The organism is Neisseria benedictiae (assembly GCF_958267435.1).
Taxonomy (GTDB): Bacteria; Pseudomonadota; Gammaproteobacteria; order Burkholderiales; family Neisseriaceae; genus Neisseria; species Neisseria bergeri.
Genome location: NZ_CATQFV010000025.1, coordinates 41438 through 59744 on the forward strand (window position 1 = coordinate 41438; position 18307 = coordinate 59744).

15 protein-coding genes, 1 other RNA gene and 1 other annotated feature are annotated in these 18307 nt (G+C 54.8%); of the genes, 10 read left to right on the forward strand and 6 right to left on the reverse strand.

From position 1 onward, the window contains the following. Positions 1 to 802 precede the first annotated feature (802 nt). From Q3O12_RS01775 to mutL, 3 genes are all read right to left on the reverse strand, one after another. Entirely contained in the window at positions 803 to 1138 is a 336-nt protein-coding gene (locus tag Q3O12_RS01775) for a YbaB/EbfC family nucleoid-associated protein (RefSeq protein WP_301669049.1), read from the reverse strand. 79 nt (positions 1139 to 1217) lie between these two features. Then, complete coding sequence (gene dnaX, locus Q3O12_RS01780) at positions 1218 to 3347, reverse strand: DNA polymerase III subunit gamma/tau (RefSeq protein WP_301669112.1); 2130 nt, start codon at positions 3345 to 3347, stop codon at positions 1218 to 1220. Then, positions 2119 to 2158: a sequence feature (This ribosomal frameshift element is known only in the genus Neisseria.), on the reverse strand. Its footprint overlaps the gene before it by 40 nt. 94 nt (positions 3348 to 3441) lie before the next feature. Continuing rightward, positions 3442 to 5409, reverse strand: coding sequence for a DNA mismatch repair endonuclease MutL (mutL, locus tag Q3O12_RS01785; RefSeq protein WP_301669050.1), 1968 nt, complete (start codon positions 5407 to 5409; stop codon positions 3442 to 3444). A 143-nt stretch (positions 5410 to 5552) separates the two neighbouring features. Here mutL and Q3O12_RS01790 point away from each other — a divergent pair, with 143 nt between their 5' ends. Genes Q3O12_RS01790 through purE form a run of 4 tightly spaced genes read left to right on the forward strand, consistent with a single transcriptional unit; the run spans position 5553 to position 7665 of the window. Continuing rightward, a complete protein-coding gene (locus Q3O12_RS01790; RefSeq protein ID WP_002213027.1) occupies positions 5553 to 5738 on the forward strand; it encodes a DUF3460 family protein in 186 nt (61 codons plus the stop codon). 10 nt (positions 5739 to 5748) lie between these two features. Continuing rightward, positions 5749 to 6417, forward strand: a complete 669-nt coding sequence (locus tag Q3O12_RS01795) for a class I SAM-dependent methyltransferase (protein ID WP_301669051.1) — start codon at positions 5749 to 5751, stop codon at positions 6415 to 6417. Then, positions 6417 to 7130 carry a tetratricopeptide repeat protein gene (locus tag Q3O12_RS01800; protein WP_301669052.1) on the forward strand — a complete coding sequence of 238 codons (714 nt, stop codon included), beginning with the start codon at positions 6417 to 6419 and terminating at the stop codon, positions 7128 to 7130. The genes Q3O12_RS01795 and Q3O12_RS01800 overlap by 1 nt, the downstream gene beginning before the upstream one ends. A gap of 49 nt (positions 7131 to 7179) precedes the next feature. Continuing rightward, the gene (gene purE / locus Q3O12_RS01805; protein WP_301669053.1) at positions 7180 to 7665 is read left to right on the forward strand and encodes a 5-(carboxyamino)imidazole ribonucleotide mutase; all 486 of its coding nucleotides are present in this window, start codon (positions 7180 to 7182) and stop codon (positions 7663 to 7665) included. Between the two features lie 71 nt (positions 7666 to 7736). Here purE and aroA read toward each other — a convergent pair whose 3' ends face one another. Then, positions 7737 to 9038 carry a 3-phosphoshikimate 1-carboxyvinyltransferase gene (gene aroA / locus Q3O12_RS01810; protein ID WP_301669054.1) on the reverse strand — a complete coding sequence of 434 codons (1302 nt, stop codon included), beginning with the start codon at positions 9036 to 9038 and terminating at the stop codon, positions 7737 to 7739. 397 nt (positions 9039 to 9435) lie between these two features. Here aroA and greA point away from each other — a divergent pair, with 397 nt between their 5' ends. The 3 genes from greA (at position 9436) to Q3O12_RS01825 (ending at position 10545) form a co-directional block, all read left to right on the forward strand. Further along, positions 9436 to 9912: a transcription elongation factor GreA gene (gene greA / locus Q3O12_RS01815; RefSeq protein WP_002216944.1), complete on the forward strand. Its 477-nt coding sequence runs from the start codon at positions 9436 to 9438 to the stop codon at positions 9910 to 9912. A 135-nt stretch (positions 9913 to 10047) separates the two neighbouring features. After that, positions 10048 to 10191, forward strand: a complete 144-nt coding sequence (locus tag Q3O12_RS01820) for a hypothetical protein (RefSeq protein ID WP_107859152.1) — start codon at positions 10048 to 10050, stop codon at positions 10189 to 10191. Positions 10192 to 10362: 171 nt separating this feature from the next. After that, a complete protein-coding gene (locus tag Q3O12_RS01825; protein WP_003674521.1) occupies positions 10363 to 10545 on the forward strand; it encodes a hypothetical protein in 183 nt (60 codons plus the stop codon). 61 nt (positions 10546 to 10606) lie between these two features. Here Q3O12_RS01825 and Q3O12_RS01830 read toward each other — a convergent pair whose 3' ends face one another. Together Q3O12_RS01830 and Q3O12_RS01835 are read right to left on the reverse strand one after the other, a co-directional pair. Then, positions 10607 to 11608 (reverse strand): tRNA dihydrouridine synthase, encoded by a 1002-nt coding sequence (locus Q3O12_RS01830; RefSeq protein WP_301669055.1) that lies wholly within the window; start codon positions 11606 to 11608, stop codon positions 10607 to 10609. A 76-nt stretch (positions 11609 to 11684) separates the two neighbouring features. Further along, positions 11685 to 15518: a DUF3683 domain-containing protein gene (locus tag Q3O12_RS01835; protein ID WP_301669114.1), complete on the reverse strand. Its 3834-nt coding sequence runs from the start codon at positions 15516 to 15518 to the stop codon at positions 11685 to 11687. Between the two features lie 260 nt (positions 15519 to 15778). On the opposite strand from Q3O12_RS01835, the gene ffs reads away from it, so the two are divergent. The 3 genes from ffs to dld all read left to right on the forward strand — a co-directional run bounded on the left by ffs (position 15779) and on the right by dld (position 18303). After that, positions 15779 to 15875: signal recognition particle sRNA small type (gene ffs, locus Q3O12_RS01840), an RNA gene on the forward strand. 220 nt (positions 15876 to 16095) lie between these two features. Beyond that, entirely contained in the window at positions 16096 to 16515 is a 420-nt protein-coding gene (locus Q3O12_RS01845; RefSeq protein WP_301669056.1) for a hypothetical protein, read from the forward strand. Positions 16516 to 16611: 96 nt separating this feature from the next. Continuing rightward, the gene (dld, locus tag Q3O12_RS01850) at positions 16612 to 18303 is read left to right on the forward strand and encodes a D-lactate dehydrogenase (RefSeq protein WP_301669057.1); all 1692 of its coding nucleotides are present in this window, start codon (positions 16612 to 16614) and stop codon (positions 18301 to 18303) included. The last annotated feature ends 4 nt before the right edge of the window (positions 18304 to 18307 follow it).

Here is an 18307-nt window from a genome sequence, read left to right on the forward strand (position 1 = left end):
GGGTTGGTGCGGATGGATTGGCGGAGGCGGCAATATTCAAAGATTATCTGGAAGTTTAGAGGTTCCGGATTCCCGCGTTCGTGGAATGACGCGGTGGGGGTTTCTGTTTTTTTCGATAAATTCCTGTGATTTTTCGGTTATTGGATTCCCGCCTGCGCGGGAATGACGAAGTTTCGGACGGTATCGGAATTTTTGTGTTTTGGTTGGCTGAAGCCCGCCCTACGATATACGGATGCGGAAATGAATGGCAGGGCGTAATGGCAGGGTGGGCTTCAGCCCACCGCTCCGACGACATTTCAGACGGCATTTAAGCGGTACGGACGTGTAAATAATGGCAGGGTAGGCTTCAGCCTGCCGATTCCCGCTATTTTTGCCGTTTTTACGTTCCTATCGTTCTCGCTGTTTTTACCGTTCACGCCGTATCCTGCAAACTGATGCCGTCATTCCCGCGCAGGCGGGAATCCAGACCCGTCGGCACGGAAACTTACCGGATAAAACAGTAATGGTAGGGTGGGCTTCAGCCCACCGATTCCGCCGAATCCCGCAACCTGCACGGGAATGACGAAGTTTCAGACGGCATCGGGGCATTGTTGTTTTGGTGGGCTGAAGCCCACCCTACGATATGCACCCTACGATATACTGGAATGACGGCTGTGGGGGGTTGTGTGCTTGTTGGTGGATTGGTGGGCTGAAGCCCACCCTACAGCCCAGCCTACCGGATTCCCGTTTTCGCGGGAATGACGAGGTTTCAGACGGCATTGCCCTCCGTCATTCCCGTCTGCACGGGAATGACGGCCGGGAATCAGCGGAAGAAGTCGCCCACGCCGGGGGGGAGTCCTTGGGTAAATGCGCCCATTGTTTTGTTTGCGGTTTCTTCGGCTTTGCCACGGGCGGATTTGAGGGCGGCGAGGATGAGGTCTTCGAGCATTTCTTTGTCGTCGGCGGCTTCTTGAATCAGCTCGGGGCTGATGTCGATTTTGCGTACTTCGTGCGCGCAGGTCATTGTGATTTTGACTAATCCGTTGCCTGCTTCGCCTTCTACTTCGGTTTCGGCAAGTTTGGCTTGTGCTTTTTTCATATTTTCCTGCATTTGCTGCGCCTGTTTCATCAGGCCGCCTAATCCGGCTTTTCCGAACATTGGTAAAACTCCTGTCTGTTTTGATTGGATAAGGGAAACGGCAATGCCGTCCGAAGGGTTCGGGCGGCATTATATCTGTTTATAGGCGGTTTGCCGCCAATTCCAGTGATTCGGGCTGCCATTGCGCGCCGAATGCCTGGAGGATTTTTTGCGCGGCGGGGTCGGCTTCGAGCAAGGCTTGTGCTTTTTGCCTGCCTTCGGCTTGGACGCGCTTGTCCTGCATCGCGGGGGTTTCCCGGCCGGCTTCGTCCTGCCAGTCTTGGGTTTGCAGGGTGAGTTGCAGCCCGTAGGCTTGGGCGAGGGTGTCGCGGATTTTGTCGAGCCGCTTTTTGTCGGCGGTGGCGCGGGCTTCGGCGGTCATCGCCAAAACCATCAGGCCGGTGTCGGGATGGTATTCCGTCCACGCGGAGTGTTGCGCCGGCATTTGCGCCGCGCCGAGTTTGCGGGCGAAATGCCGGACGATGGCTGCCCAGTTTTCGGTGGAAAATTCGGGCGGCGGGGCGGACGGCGTGTTGTTTCCGTCGATGCCGCCCGCTTCTGCTTCTTCGTCCGTCCCTCCGCCTGCGGTATCGGCAGGGGCGGCGTGTTCCCAATCGGGCGGCGGGATTTCTGCGTTGTCTTCTACGGGGCAGTCATTATCCGGAAAGCCGTAACCGTAGAAAGGTTCTGTAGGGGCTTCGTGTGCAAATGTTTCCGTTTCAACGGCTTCATCATTCGGTGTTGCCTGAATGGGGTTTTCAGACGGCACTTCGGACAAGGAAGCCCCGGTTTCGTTGTCGGCTGCCTTGTTCTTGGAAACTTGGTTTTCGGGCGGCATTCCGGCTTCGGATGCCGTCTGAATGCTTTTTGCCGATGCCTGCGCCGTGCCGTCTGCGGTTTGGGCTTCGTCCGGCGCGTCTTCCCAAGGCGGAACATCGTTGTTTTCCTGATGGGAAACGGGGCCGGCAGTTTTGCCTTCAGACGGCATTGCCGCTGCGGATGCCGTCTGAACGGGTGTTTGGGCGGTTTCCGCTTCAGGGCGCGCTTGGGGCTTTTTTGCGGCGGTTTCCTTTTCGGCGGTTTGTGCCGACGGGGATTGAAGTTCGGTATTTCCAATCACGGCGTTTGCATCACACGAAGCCGCCGCCAAGGGGGCGAACGCGAGCATACGCAGCAGGGTCATCATAAAGCCGGCGTATTCGTCGGGGGCGAGGCCCAGGTCGCGTTTGCCGTGGACGGCGATTTGGTAGTAAAGCTGGATTTGTTCGCCGCTTATGGTTTGGGCGAGGCGGTGCAAAATATCGGAATCGGGGTCGTCGTGCGCCAAGGCGGAGGGGACTGCCTGTATCAGGGCGAGTTGTTGCAGCAGTATGGCAAGTTCGCCCAAGGCGTTGTCAAAGCCGACGGCACGCGTCGCCATTTCCCGCGCTTTTGCGGTCAGGGCCGCGCCGTCTTGGTTGACGATGCCTGTCAGCAGTTCGTACAGGTATTGTTTGTCGACCGCGCCGATCATTTGGCGGACATCGTTTTCGGCAACTTTGCCCGAACCTAGGGCGATGGCTTGGTCGAGCAGGCTTAAGGCATCGCGCATCGATCCGGCGGCGGCGCGTCCCAAAAGTTGCAGGGCGGGGGGTTCGTAGGCGATTTTTTCGCTGTCGAGGACGTGGGCAAGGTGGTCGGCAACCTGCTGCGCGGTCATATTGCGCAAGACGAATTGCAGGCAGCGGCTCAAGACGGTAACGGGAACTTTATGCGGATCGGTGGTGGCAAGGATGAATTTGACGTGTTCGGGCGGCTCTTCCAGCGTTTTGAGCATGGCGTTGAACGCGCTTTTGGAAAGCATATGCACTTCGTCGATGATATAGACTTTGTATTTGCCGGCGGTCGGCGCGTATTGGGCGTTTTCCAAGACTTCGCGGATGTTGTCGATGCCTGTGTTGGAGGCGGCGTCGATTTCGAGCAGGTCGACATAGCGTCCGGCATCGATTTGGGTGCAGCTTTGGCACACGCCGCAAGGTTCGCCGTGTTGCGCGTTTTCGCAGTTGAGGCTTTTGGCAAGGATGCGGGCGATGGTGGTTTTGCCCACGCCGCGCGTTCCGGTCAGCAGGTAGGCGTGGTGCAGCCTGCCTTCGTCCAAGGCATTTTGCAGGGCTTTGACGACGTGTTCCTGACCGACTAAGTCGGCAAAGGTTTTGGGCCGCCATTTTCGGGCGAGAACTTGATAGGCCATGTTTTTCTCTTGGTTTCGGTCGTGATGTTTCTGTCGGTGCGTCGGAATGCCGTCTGAACGGCGGCTTCGGGCGGCGTATTCTAGCATTTTCGGCTTATTGTCCGCGCAAGAACAGTGCGTCCAATTCTTTCAAAGTCAGTTTGACCCAAGTCGGTCTGCCGTGGTTGCACTGGTTGCTGCGCGGCGTGTTTTCCATATCGCGCAGCAGCGCGTTCATTTCGGGCAGGGTAAGCCTGCGGCCGGCGCGGATCGAGCCGTGGCAGGACATTGTGGCGAGGATGCGGTTTTCGTGTGATGCGATGGTTTGGCTGCTGCCGACTTGGGCGAGTTCGCCCAATACGTCGCGTGCGAGGGAGACGACATCGGATTTGCCCAACATTGCGGGTGCGGCGCGGACGGCGAGGGTGTTGCCGCCCATATCGGACAATTCCAAACCAAAGCCCGCCAACGTGTCGGCGTGGTCGGCAAGGGCGGCGCATTCTTCGTGGGACGCGGCGAAGGTTACGGGAATAAGCAGGCGTTGGCTTTGCAGCCTGCCGTTTTCCTGCCGTTGGCGTTTCATTTTCTCGTAGTTGACGCGTTCGGCGGCGGCGTGCATATCGATGAGCAACAGGCTGTCTTCGGCTTGGGCAAGGATGTAGATGCCCAATAATTGGGCGATGGCGAAGCCGAGCGGCGGCATTTCCGAAGCCTGTCCGATGCCGTCTGAAACGTTGTTCGGGCTGCTTTCAGACGGCATACCGCCGCCGAAATACGGCTGCCCGAACCGGTTTGACTCAAGGTCGATGTCGTCGGTTTTTTTGTAAAGCTCAGCATAAGTATTCATTGCCGCGCGGCTTTCGCGCAGGGACAGGCTGCGTTGTTGCGGCGCATATGCGGACTGATAGGGCATAGGCGCGGTTTTGCCTGACGAACCGAAGGCATTGCGCGTATCGGGTTTGTTGCCCGTCGGGTAGTCGGATGCGCGATCAAACAGATTTTCGCTGTCGTTTTCAGACGGCATTGGTGCAGGCGTAACGCCGGTAATGTCATGCAACACTTCGCCTGCGTTGCCGACGCTTTCGGTCAGGTCGGCGCGTGTGTCGGCAAGGGCTTTGTTGAGCGTGTGGAACACAAGTTGGTGCACCTGCTGACTGTCGCGGAAGCGGATTTCTGTTTTGGTCGGGTGGACGTTGACATCTACGGCTTCGGGCGGCAGGTCGAGGAAGAGGACGAAAGCGGGGGTGAGGGCGTTGTGCAAAACGTCGCGGTATGCCTGTTTGACGGCGTGGAGCATCACTTTGTCGCGGACAAAACGATGGTTGACGAAGCAGTATTGTTTGTCGGTTTTGCCTTTGGCGAAAGTCGGCTTGGCAATCGCGCCATAGAGCCGCAATGCGCCGCTGCTGCTGTCGATTTCCAGGGATGCCGTCTGAAAATCATCGCCGACAATGGCGGCAATCCGTTCATGCAGGCTTTGGGCTGGAAGTTTGAACACTTGTTTGCCGTCGCGTTTGAGTGAGAAGGCAATGTGCGGATGCGCCAGCGCGAGGCGTTCGAGCATAGTGGCGCAGTGGGCGTATTCGGTGTTTTCAGATTTGAGGAACTTGCGCCGCGCGGGAGTGTTGAAGAAGAGTTCGGCGGCTTCGATGGTGGTGCCGACGGGGTGGGCGGCGGCGGTGGGGCTGCTGAGTTTGCCGTCTTCGGCTTTGACTTGGGTCGCGTGCGTGCTGTCTTCTTGACGGCTGGTCAGGGTCAGGCGGCTGACGGAGGCGATGCTTGCCAAGCCTTCGCCGCGAAAGCCCATACTGGCGACGTGTTCCAAATCGTTTAAGGTTTTGATTTTGCTGGTGGCATGGCGGTGGAGCGCAAGCCCGATGTCGTCCGGATGGATACCGCTGCCGTTATCGCTGACGCGAATCAGGCGGATGCCGCCGCCCGCCAGTTCGACATCGATCGCCGTTGCGCCTGCATCGATACTGTTTTCAACGATTTCTTTCAGGGCGTTGGCAGGGCGTTCGACCACTTCGCCGGCGGCTATTTGGTTGACAAGATGGTCGGGCAGGGCGGCAATGCGTGGCATAAGGTAGGCTTCCGTTGCAAAAAACGCTTCATTCTATAATAAAACCCCTTACTTTTCTGCCCGTATTCTTGATAAAAGCCGTTTATCCCGTTTGGAAAATACCAGTATAATCACGCCGTATCCCATAAAATTGGAGCACAAAGATGTATCACTACCAATCCGATGCCACACAATTCCTCAACCGCCTGATTGAAGAAAAACCTGAGTTGGAACAGCAGCGTTTGGAAAACAGGGGGCTTTTGTGGGATGTCGAACTCAATCCCGAAGAACAGGAAAACTTTGAGGCGGCAAAAGTAGCGAAAAAACCTTACACCTATTACCAAGACTGAACCTGCCGAAATGACGACCAATCTGTCCAATGTCGCACCGGACCTGCAAAACTATTTGAACGCCATCGGCGAACCCGAACATCCCGTTTTGACGCGGCTGCGTGAGAAGACGGGGCATCACCGTATGGGCAAAATGGCGATTGCGCGCGAACAGGCGGCGGTTTTGGTTTGGCTGGCAAAGCTGATTCGCGCGGAAAAATATCTGGAAGTCGGCGTGTTTACCGGATACAGCAGCACCGCGCTTGCATTGGCGTTGCCAGAACACGGGCGGATTACCGCCTGCGACATCAATGTAACCTTTACCGATACGGCGCGTCAGGTTTGGAACGAGGCCGGTGTGGCACATAAAATCAGCCTGCACCTGCAACCCGCATTGCTGACATTGGATGATTTGATTGCACAGGGTGAAGTCGGAAGCTACGATTTGGCACTGATAGACGCAGACAAACCGCCCACGCCGCAATATTTCGAGCGTTGCCTCAACCTCGTCCGTCAAGGCGGCATCATTGCCATCGACAATATTTTGTTGAACGGAAGGGTGATGCGCGAAGCTGCTTCCGATGCGCCGCCCAGTGTCGGCATCCTCAAAGATTTCAATCAAAACCTGCCGAACGACCCGCGCATCGTCCCCATCACCCTGCCCGTCGGCGACGGTTTGACCCTGCTTCTGAAAAAATAATGAAGACCAAATTACCGCTTTTTATCATTTGGCTGTCCGTATCCGCCGCCTGTTCTTCCGTTTCACCTGTTCCGGCAGGCAGCCAAACCGAAATGCCGATACGGGAAAATGCTTCAGACGGCATTCCCTATCCCGTTCCGACCTTGCAAGACCGTTTGGACTATCTGGAAAACAGGATTATTCGCCTGTCGAACGAAGTGGAAACCTTAAACGGCAAAGTCAAAGCACTGGAGCATGCGAAAACACACCCTTCCGGCAGGGCATACGTCCAAAAACTCGACGACCGCAAGTTGAAAGAGCATTACCTCAATACCGAAGGCGGCAGCGCATCCGCACATACCGCCGAAACCGCACAAAACCTCTACAATCAGGCACTCAAACACTATAAAAGCGGCAGGTTTTCTGCCGCTGCCTCCCTGTTGAAAGGCGCGGACGGAGGCGACGGCGGCAGCATCGCGCAACGCAGTATGTACCTGTTGCTGCAAAGCAGGGCGCGTATGGGCAACTGCGAATCCGTCATCGAAATCGGAGGGCGTTACGCCAACCGTTTCAAAGACAGCCCAACCGCGCCTGAAGCCATGTTCAAAATCGGCGAATGCCAATACAGGCTTCAGCAAAAAGACATTGCAAGGGCGACTTGGCGCAGCCTGATACAGACCTATCCCAGCAGCCCGGCGGCAAAACGCGCCGCCTCAGCCATACGCAAACGATAGTTTTTTCCGTTTTTCCGCTTTTTACCCCATCCCCACCAAGGAGAGATTTATGATTCAAGTCGGCATCATTATGGGCAGCAACAGCGATTGGCCCGTTATGCGGCAGGCAGCGCAGTTTCTTGAAGACTTCGGCGTGAAATACGAGGCGCGCGTCGTTTCCGCACACCGTACCCCGGATTTGATGTTTGAATACGCCGAAACCGCACGGGAGCGCGGCATCAAAGCCATCATTGCCGGTGCGGGCGGCGCGGCGCACCTGCCCGGTATGGTTGCCGCCAAGACCACCGTCCCCGTTTTGGGCGTACCCGTCCCCAGCAAATACCTGCGCGGCGAAGATTCGCTTTTATCGATTGTACAAATGCCCAAAGGCGTACCCGTCGCCACCTTCGCCATCGGCGAGGCAGGCGCGGCAAATGCCGCACTCTTTGCCATCTCTATGCTCGCCAACGAAAACCCTGAACTGGCGCAAAAACTGGCAGACTTCCGCGCCAAACAGGAACAGGCTGTTTTGAATATGGAATTGGAACAGATTTAAAACCCGCCGTCCGCGAATACACAAATGCCGTCTGAAGCCCTGTTTCGGGTTTCAGACGGCATTTCCCCATCTTATTCCGCTGTTTCGGTCAGTGATGAGAACACTTCAAAATAAGTCGGGAAGGTTTTGTGGGTGCATTTCGGATCGTTGATGACGACGGGTACGCCCAACAGCGAAACCAGCGAGAAACACATCGCCATGCGGTGGTCGTCGTAAGTGTCGATGACGGCATCGGGTGTCAGCGTTTCGGGCGGTGTGATGCGGATTGCTTCGGCTTCTTCGGCGACTTTTGCACCGAGTTTGCGCAACTCGTTCGCCATTGCGGCGATGCGGTCGGTTTCCTTGACGCGCCACGAACCGATGTTGCGCAGCGTGCAGGTTTGCCCTGTGGCAAGCGCGACGATGGCGAGGGTCATGGCGGCATCGGGGATATGGTTTGCATCCAAATCAAAGGCTTGGACGGCGCGTTCTTTCGGGCGCGAGACTTCGACGAAGTTTTCGCCCCACACTACATCCGCACCGATTTTTTCCAGCTCTCGGGCAAAGGCGACATCGCCCTGTATGCTGTTTGCGCCGATGCCGGTAACGCGGATGGGCGTGGCGGCAATCAAACCGGCTGCGAGGAAGTAGGACGCGCTGGAGGCATCGCCTTCGACATATAAATGGTCGGGCGCGTGGTAGCAGGCATCGGCGGGAATTTTGAAGACGCGGTAGTTTTCATTGGCAACCTGTACGCCGAATTGCGCCATCAGTTTCAATGTAATGTCAATATAGGGCTTGGAAATCAATTCGCCGACCATACGGATTTCAAATGCCTGTCCGGTCAGCGGCAGCGCCATCAAGAGGGCGGTCAGAAACTGGCTGGATACATTGCCTTTAATCGGAATCACGCGTTCGCCGTTGTCTTGGCGTTCGCCGATATGAAGCGGCGGATAATGTTCGTTGCCGAGATATTCGACATCGGCGCCGGCAATCCGCAGCGCATTGACCAAATCGCCGATGGGGCGTTCGTGCATACGAGGCACGCCGTGCAGATGATAATCGCCGCCCAAAACGGCCAGCGCGGCGGTCAGCGGACGGAACGCCGTTCCCGCGTTGCCTAAAAACAAATCGGCAGTACGGTTGGGGAAACACTCGCCTGTGCCGTGCACTTTCAGGCGGCCTTCGGCAAGATATTCGATTTCAACGCCGAGTTTATCGAGTGCTTCGAGCATACGGTCGGTATCGTCGGATTTGAGCAGGGAATGGATTTCGCAAGTATTGTCGGACAGGGCGGCGAGCAGCAGGGTGCGGTTGCTGATGCTTTTGGAGCCGGGCAGGGCGACGGTGGAAGGTTTGAGCGAGGCGGCAGGGAGGCGGAGGGATTCGGTCATAGCAAAACGTAAAACGTAAAACAGAAATAGGAAAGCAGCCATTATACTGAATACGGATGCCGTCTGAAAAACCGGGATACCGGCATTTTTAAGCAGAAAACCGGGAAACTTGGTTTTTTGTGCCGAAAATTTATTATTTGTGAATTTTTTGTTTCTAAAATTTTTTTGCCGGCATATTTTCGGCTTTTGTTGCGGGCAGATGGCGTTTGCGGACGGTACGGTACGATTGCCAATTTCATAGAATTTGGTAGAATAGCCGCTGTTCAACGATAGACAAGCCGCCGATTTTCCGGGCGGCTTGTGTTTTTATTTTAATATCCGAACACACAAAGCAAGACGGTACGCGGGATGCTTCCTGCCGCAAACCGGTGTGCCGGAACATGGAGAATACGATCTTATGCAAAAAATCCCCCTGACCGTACGCGGTGCGGAATTGCTGAAACAGGAATTGCAGCAGCTTAAAAGCGTGGCGCGCCCCGAAGTGATCGAAGCGATTGCCGAAGCCAGATCGCACGGCGATTTGTCTGAAAACGCCGAATACGAAGCCGCCAAAGAACGCCAAGGTTTTATCGAGGGCCGCATTTCCGAGTTGGAACACAAACTTTCCGTTGCCCATATTATCAATCCGACCGAAATCCATGCCGAAGGAAAAATCGTGTTCGGTACGACGGTTACGTTGGAAGATTTGGAAACGGAAGAACACGTTACTTATCAAATTGTCGGCGAAGACGAAGCGGATATCAAACAGGGCAAAATCTATGTCGGCTCTCCGATTGCACGCGCCCTAATCGGCAAGGAAGAAGGGGATACGGCGGAAGTTCAGGCTCCGGGCGGCGTACGCGAATACGACATTATCGAAGTCCGATATATTTGATTCGGCGGTAAAATGCCGTCTGAAGGCCGACCTTCGGTTTCAGACGGCATTTTCCATGCGGCTCCCCCTTTTCACGCTTAGGTTAAACATGCTATATTTCCGAATCTTTTAAACTGTTTTCCACGAGGTGGCGAAATGAGCGAAACTGCTAAAATCAAAGTCAACGACTTGCCTGAAGATGCAGAAAAACCAAACGAAGAAGTCGAATTGCCCGTTGCAGGCGACGATAAAAAAGGCGGACACAGCGAGGGCGGCTGCTGCGGTGCGTGCGGCGGTTGATTCGAATTCGTCAAATTGGGGCATCTGAAAAGTTTTGCAAAATTTTCAGGTGTCCTTTTTTGTTTTCAAAGTAAATGAATGAAATAATGCGGGTAGAAGATTTATTTGACCATGGGCTTGTGGTAGATTCGGTACCGTATTTGATATGATTTTAACAAATCGGGAGGGGCAATGTTTTGGTATGTAGTCGGCTTTTTCGCCTTTATCGTTTCGCTGCTGTCGCTGTGGGTCAATGCTAGCGCATTCGGCATGCAGGAAGACGATACCCCCCAATCGGATTATGAAAGACGTTTGGGCTTGGGTGCGAAGCTGAAAAACAAAAATACGCCGGATACGGAAGAAAAGCAGCAATAAAGATATGAAATGCCGTCTGAAAGATTTTCAGACGGCATTTGCTTTGAAGCATGGGAGACAGTCAAACATTCATCTTATGCTCAAATGCGCTCAGGATTCGGCGTACTTCATCCGCATCCTTAACCGTTCGGATGCGGTCAAACAGCGTTTGCGCAGGGTCGAACGTTTTTTTCATCATGCCCAGCCATTGCTTAAGACGGGCGATCGGGTATTTATTGTTTGCCTCTTTTGCCAGGCACAGCTCGAAAAACTGCCGTATCCATGTGGAAACTTCGGCAAAATCCGTGTCTTTGACCGGCCCGCCGTTCTCGTATTGCTTGATTTGCCGCGCCAAATCCGGGCGGATGACCGCGCCGCGCCCCAGCATTACGCTGTTGCAGCCGCTGGCGGTTTTGATGCCGATATAGTCCTGCAGGCTGAAAACGTCGCCGTTGGCGGTAACGGGAATATTGACGGCATCTCGGATTTTTTTTATCCATTCCCAATGCGCCGGCGGTTCGTAACCCTCGGCTTTGGTGCGCGCGTGTACGGTCAGTCCGCACGCGCCTCCTTCGGCAATCGCACAGGCGCATTCCAAAGCCCGGCTTTTGTCCTCATAGCCGAGCCGCATTTTTGCGGTGAGCGGAATATGTGCGGGCAAACGTTTGCGCAGCGTTTTGACGATGTGGAATATCAGTTGCGGCTCTTTTAAAAGGATTGCGCCGCCTTTGTGTTTGTTGACTGTCGGAGCGGGGCAGCCGAAGTTCAAATCGATTTTGTCCGCACCGAAGCGGACGGCTTCCAGCGCATTCGCCGCCATATTGTCCGCATCGCTGCCCAGAAGTTGGACGGTGCAGGGCGTGCCGACGGGCGTTTTGTTCCCGTTGGCGATTTCGGGGACGTATTTTAACCAAGTGGCGCGGGAATGCACGGTATGGGTAATGCGTACAAATTCGCTGACGCATTCGTCGTAGCCGCCTATCCGTGTCAGCAGGTCGCGCATCACATCGTCTATCAGACCTTGCATAGGGGCAAGGATGATTCGGTTTTTTTGTTTGGGTTCGGTTGTTTGTCCGTCAATCATGATTTGGGTAGGTATTTGGTTTAAACAATGCCGTCTGAAGGCTTCCGGCGTTCAGACGGCATTTCCGTGTCCGCTGTTACAGCAATACTTTTTCCACGCCGCCGTCGTTGGCTTTTTTGACGAATTCGTCCAGCCAGTTTTCGCCGAGGATGTGTTTCGCCATTTCGATGACGATGTAGTCGGCAGGCATATTGTTGTCGTCGGCGTAGCGGCTCAGACCTTGCAGGCAGGCGGGGCAGGAGGTGAGCATTTTGACGGGTTCGCCCTGCGGCAGCTCTTTGAGGTTTTTCTCGATTTCTTCCTGTTTGCGGAACTTGACCTGAGTGGCAATGTCGGGTCGTTTGACGGCGAACATGCCGGACTCGCCGCAGCAACGGTCGCTTAAGACGACTTTCTGCCCCATGAGGCTGCTTGCCATTTGGGTGGCGTTCATGGTTTTAATCGGGGTGTGGCAGGGGTCGTGGTAGAGGTATTGCTGACCTTTCACGCCGTTCAGTTTCACGCCTTTTTCGAGCAGGTATTCGTGGATGTCGATGATTCGGCAGCCGGGGAAGATTTCTTCAAAGCGGTATTTTTCGAGCTGGTCGTAACAAGTGCCGCAACTGACGACGACGGTTTTGATGTCGAGGTAGTTGAGGGTGTTTGCCATGCGGTGGAAGGCGACGCGGTTGTTGGTACTCATTTGTTCGGCTTTTGCCTTGTTACCACCCGCATCCTGCGGATAGCCGCAACACATATAGCCGGGCGGCAGGACGGTTTGTACGCCGACGTGCCAGAGCATGGCTTGGACGGCAAGTCCGATTTGGCTGAACAAACGCTCAGAACCGCAACCGGGGAAGTAGAACACGGCTTCGGCATCTTCGGGCGCGGCGGGGTTGCGGATGATGGGGATGCTTTTGTCGTCTTCGATGCCGAGCATGGAGCGTGGTGTTTTGGCGGGCACGATTTTGGGCAAAGGACGGTTGATGAAGTGGATAACCTGTTCTTTGATTGAGGCGGTGCCGACGGTTGCCTTGGGTTCGGCTTTTTGCTTTTTCGTGCCGATCGGAAGAAGCTTGCCGATTTTGTAGGCAAAGTTTTGCGCTGGGAAGCCGGTCTGTATCATGGCGGCGCGAAGGGCTTTGATGGTTTTCGGGCCGGTGGCGTTCAAAAACGCCATACCCATAGCTGCGGCAGGCGCAAATCGTTTGTGGCCGGAATCGGCAAGGTAGTTGCGGACGGCTACGGTTACGTCGCCGAAGTCGATGTTGACGGGGCAGGGTTTGACGCAGCGGTGGCACACGGTGCAGTGGTCGCCGATGTCCATGAGTTCTTCAAAGTGTTTGACGGAAACGCCGCGGCGGGTTTGTTCTTCGTATAAGAAGGCTTCGGTCAACAAGCCTACGCCGAGGATTTTGTTGCGCGGGCTGTACAGCAGGTTGGCACGCGGAACGTGGGTGGAGCAGACGGGTTTGCATTTGCCGCAGCGCAGGCAGTCTTTGACGGAATCGGCAATCGTGCCGAGGTCTGATTTTTCCATAATCAGCGATTCCGCGCCCAAAAGCTCGAAAGACGGCGTGTAGGCGTTGCGTAGGTCCGAACCTTTCATCAGTTTGTGACGGTTGAAGGTGTGCTTGGGATCGACTTGGTTTTTGTAGTCCCAAAACGGCTGCAAGTCTTCATCGGTCAGAAATTCGAGCTTGGTGATGCCGATGCCGTGTTCGCCGGAAATCACGCCGCCGAGCGAGCGGGCGATTTTCATAATGCGTTCGACCGAACGATAGGCCGTCTGAAGCATTTGGGCGTCGTCTGAATTGACGGGGATGTTGGTGTGGACGTTGCCGTCGCCGGCGTGCATATGCAGGGCGACGAAGACGCGGCTGCGTACGGTTTTGGCGTGGATTTTGCCCAAGCCTTGGATAATTTTGGTGTCGGTTTTGCCGCTGAAGATTTCAGAAAGCGGCTTCATTACGTCCGCTTTGACAGACACGCGCAGGCGGAAGTCGCGAAATGCGGTGAAACAGCTCTCGTTGTCTTTGGCTTCGGGTGCGGCGTGGACGGCTGCGCCGTAGCGGGCTTTGTAGTCGGCAAGCGGCGCGTCTAAGTTAGCAAGCAGCCATTCCCAACGCGCTTTGACGGCGGAAACATGGGCAAGGGCGTGTTTGCCGCGTTCGCCCAACAGTTCGGCGGTTGGCAGGTCTGTTCCCATTTTGTCGATGGGGAGTTTGCCGGACAGATATTGTTCCAAAGCGGCACAGAGTTTGAGTTTGTTTTGGATGGAAAGCTCGATGTTGATGTGTTCGATGCCGTCTGAATACTCACCGAGTCTTTCAAGCGGGATGACCACGTCTTCGTTGATTTTAAAGGCGTTGGTATGTTTGGCGATGGCGGCGGTGCGGCTGCGGTCGAGCCAGAAGGTTTTGCGCGCTTCGGGCGATACGGCGATAAAGCCTTCGCCGTCGCGAGCGCGGGCGAGTTCGCAGATGTGTTCGGCGGCTGCCTGTACGGCGGCTTCATCGTCGGAAACCACGTCTGCCAGCAAGACCATTTTCGGTCGTCCCTTGCCTGCTGCTTTGGTGGCATAGCCGACGGCGCGGACATAACGCCAGTCTAAATGTTCCAAACCGGCCAACCGTACGCTTTCATGGGCGAGCAGGAAGTTGCGGATTTCGACGATAGAAGGCGTGGCGGTGGCGACCGTGCCGAAAAACTCCATACACACGGTGCGCGTGTATTTCGGCATTTTATGCAATACGAAGGCGACGCTGGTGATGATGCCGTCTGTACCTTCTTTTTGCACGCCGGGCAGGCCGCTCAAGAATTTGTCGGTAACGTCTTTGCCCAAACCGACTTTGCGGAATTTGTGACCGGGGATTTCCAAACGTTCGGTTTTAACGATATTGATGCCGTCTGAATCCAGCGTGTGAACGTCGAACACGGCGGTTTCTTCATCGTGGATTTTGCCGAAATTGTGGCGCACGCGTTCGATGCGCAGCCATTCGCCCTGCGGGTTGACCATGTTCCAGTAGGCGAGGTTGTCCAACGCCGTCCCCCACAGCACGGCTTTTTTGCCGCCCGCGTTCATCGCCACATTGCCGCCCACACAGGACGCATCGGCGGAAGTCGGATCGACGGCGAACACCAAACCTGCCTGATGCGCGGTTTCTTCCACCCGCCGCGTGACCACGCCCGCGCCGCAATGAATAATCGGATGCTTGCCGTCCAAGCCCGCCAGTTCGACAAATTCCACGCCGCGATGTTTGTCCAGCTTTTCCGTATTGATGACTGCGCTCATTGCGTCCAAAGGAATCGCACCGCCGGTATAACCCGTGCCGCCGCCGCGCGGGATAATGACCAAATCCAGCTCGATTAAGACGCGCACCAAAGGCGCGACTTCCGCCTCCGTGTCGGGATTGACGACGACAAAAGGATATTCGACGCGCCAGTCGGTCGCATCGGTAACGTGCGTTACGCGCGCCAATCCGTCAAACATGATGTTGTGCGGCTTGGTAATTTTGCTTAAGCGTTCCAAAATTTGATGGCGTTTTTGGCTGGTTTCATCAAAACTGCTATCAAAACGCTCCACTGCTTTTTCTGCTGCGGCAACCAAGACATCCACTTGCTGATTGTCGTCGCGGCGTTTGTGGATTTCGTTCAACCGGTGGCGCATTTCCCGCACCAGCGCGGCGCGGCGTTTCGGATGCTCCAGCAAATCATCAACCAGATACGGATTACGCACGACCACCCAAATATCGCCCAATACTTCAAACAACATCCGCGCCGAACGCCCCGTCCTGCGCTGTCCGCGCAGGTCTTGCAGGATTTGCCACGCTTCGTCGCCCAGTAGGCGGATGACGATTTCGCGGTCGGTATAAGAAGTATAGTTATAGGGAATTTCCCGAATACGCTGCGGGGCGGTAGTCGTGGTCATGGTGTGTCCGTGTTTGGCAGTTTTTATTTGAATGCCGTCTGAAAAGTCGGTTTCAGGCGGGTTTGAAAAGGCGATAATGTAGTTCAATTTTTGATATTTTTCAATGCCGAAACAGGAAATACCCTTATAGAAACAAAATAACGCTTTGAGAAATTGTTGACAATATTATCAAATATAAATTTTAGGTGGTGTTTCCGGCGTATGACCGTATCAAAACGGTTGAGTTTTTCAGAAAACCCGTTATAATGCCGTTTCTCTGAGGCGGGTCTCCCCGCATGGCAAATCGGAACACCGGGTCAGGGGCGGAAGCCAGCAGCCCACTCCGATGCGCCAGTGCCGGGGGTTTGGCCCGCCGCCCTATTTGAAACGCCGGAGCTTCGATGTTCCGGCGTTCCCGTATTGCACCGATGCCGTCTGAAAGCCGTTCAGACGGCATTTTCTTTACTTTGCCATAACGCATCATTACAATGTATCCATACAGGCCAATGAAGAACCGGCTTCATAAAAATGAAGTATGGTTCAATTTCAAGTTTATGACGAATAGGGCAGTTTGATTAAAGACTAAAGGAGTAGGCAAATGAAAAAACTTCTAATGATAACCCTCACCGGTATGCTTGCAGCTTGCGCAACAGGTGTCAATGTCGGACGGCTGATGGTTGAAATGCCGCAGGGAGAACGCTCTGTCGTTGTGCAGGTTCCCGCGACAAATAACCCGCTTTCCGATGCGGTGGCTGTCGGAATGATTAAAACATCCGGCTCGCCTTCGGCATCAAATATGATTGAAATGCTCGGCGCGGACAATATCAACGTCGGCGTGGTGGGAAGCAGCCAAATGCTTAATAAGGCGACCGCACTTTATTCCTTAAACCATGCAAAGAAAGTCGGAAATAATGTCAGTGTCTATATGATGGGCGATAGCGAAAGCGACAAGGCCGATTTGGAAAACGCGGCAAATGCCAAAAATATCAAATTACATTATTTCTTTAACCAAAAATAATTTGCAGGGTGCAACCTGCCGCACCAAAATATCCAAATTGAACATACGGCGGCGTACCGGGATTTGCGCCGCCGCTTATCCCGATAGGAGAGTACCGTGAACGCCTCGCAATTAATCAGCAGCCTGACCCAAACCGTAGGCGAAAAATACATCATCACCGACCCCGCGAAAACCGAACAATACCGCCAGGGCTACCGCTTCGGCGAGGGTAAGGCGTTGGCGGTGGTTCGCCCCGGAACCATTCTGGAAATGTGGAAAATTCTGCAGGCCTGCGTCGAAGCGGACGTGATTGTGATTACGCAGGCGGCGAATACCGGTTTGACGGGCGGCTCGACCCCCGACGGCAACGATTACGACCGCGACATCGTGATTGTGAACACCATGCGGATGAACATCATCCAAACCATCAACAACAACGAACAAGTCGTCTGCCTGCCCGGCTCTACCCTGAACCAGCTTGAACTGCTGCTGAAACCTTTGGGGCGCGAACCGCATTCGGTCATCGGCTCATCCTGTATCGGTGCGTCCGTTTTAGGCGGCGTGTGCAACAATTCCGGCGGCGCATTGGTGCAGCGCGGCCCTGCCTACACCGAAATGGCGTTGTTCGCCCAAATCAACGAAGAAGGCAGGTTGGAACTGGTCAACCACTTAGGCATAGACTTGGGCGACACGCCCGAAGAAATCCTGACCAATCTGCAAGGTCATCATTATCAAAACAAAGACATCAAACAAGACGCGGGCAAAGGACATGACCACGCCTATTGCGAACACGTCCGCCAAGTGGACGAACCGACCGCCGCGCGTTTCAATGCCGACCCCGCGCGCCATTACGAAGCCTCGGGCTGCGCGGGCAAACTGATGGTTTTTGCCGTCCGTTTGGACACCTTCCCGCAAGAAAAACAAACCGCCGTGTTCTACATCGGCACCAACGACATCAACGAACTGACCGACATCCGCCGCGCCGCCTTGGGCGAATTTGAAAGCCTGCCCGTTTCCGGCGAATACATCCACCGCCACGCTTTCGATATTGCCGACGTGTACGGTAAAGACACGTTCTACGTCATCAAAAAATTCGGTACGCACCAGCTGCCAAAATTATTTGATTTGAAGGCGCGTGTGGATCGATTCGGCAAAAAAGTCAGCTTCCTGCCCAAACATTTTTCCGACAAGGCCATGCAGTTCGTCAGCAAATTCCTGCCCGACCACCTGCCCAAATCCATGCGCGATTACCGCAACAAATACGAACACCATCTGATTTTGAAAATGGGCGGGAAAGGCGTAGATGAAGCGCGCGCGTTCCTGAAAGAATATTTTGAACACCACGGCGGCGCGTTTTTCGAGTGCAACGCCGAAGAAACCCAAGCCGCCATGCTGCACCGTTTCGCCGTCGCTTCCGCCGCCATCCGCTACCGCGCCGTGCATGATGATGAAGTGGAAGATTTGGTCGCGCTCGACATCGCCCTGCGCCGCGACGACCGCGACTGGTTTGAAAAACTGCCGTCGGAAATCGACAATAAAATCATCCACAAGCTCTACTACGGGCATTTTATGTGCCACGTTTTCCATCAGGATTACATCATCAAAAAAGGCAACGACTGCATGGAATTGGAACACGAAATGCTGCACCTTTTAGACCAACGCGGCGCGCAATATCCCGCCGAACACAACGTCGGCCATTTGTACGAAGCCAAGCCCGCGCTTAAACAGTTTTACCGCAAACTCGACCCGACCAACAGCTTCAACCCGGGCATCGGCAAAACCAGCAAAAAGAAAAACTGGGCGGAATAAGCGC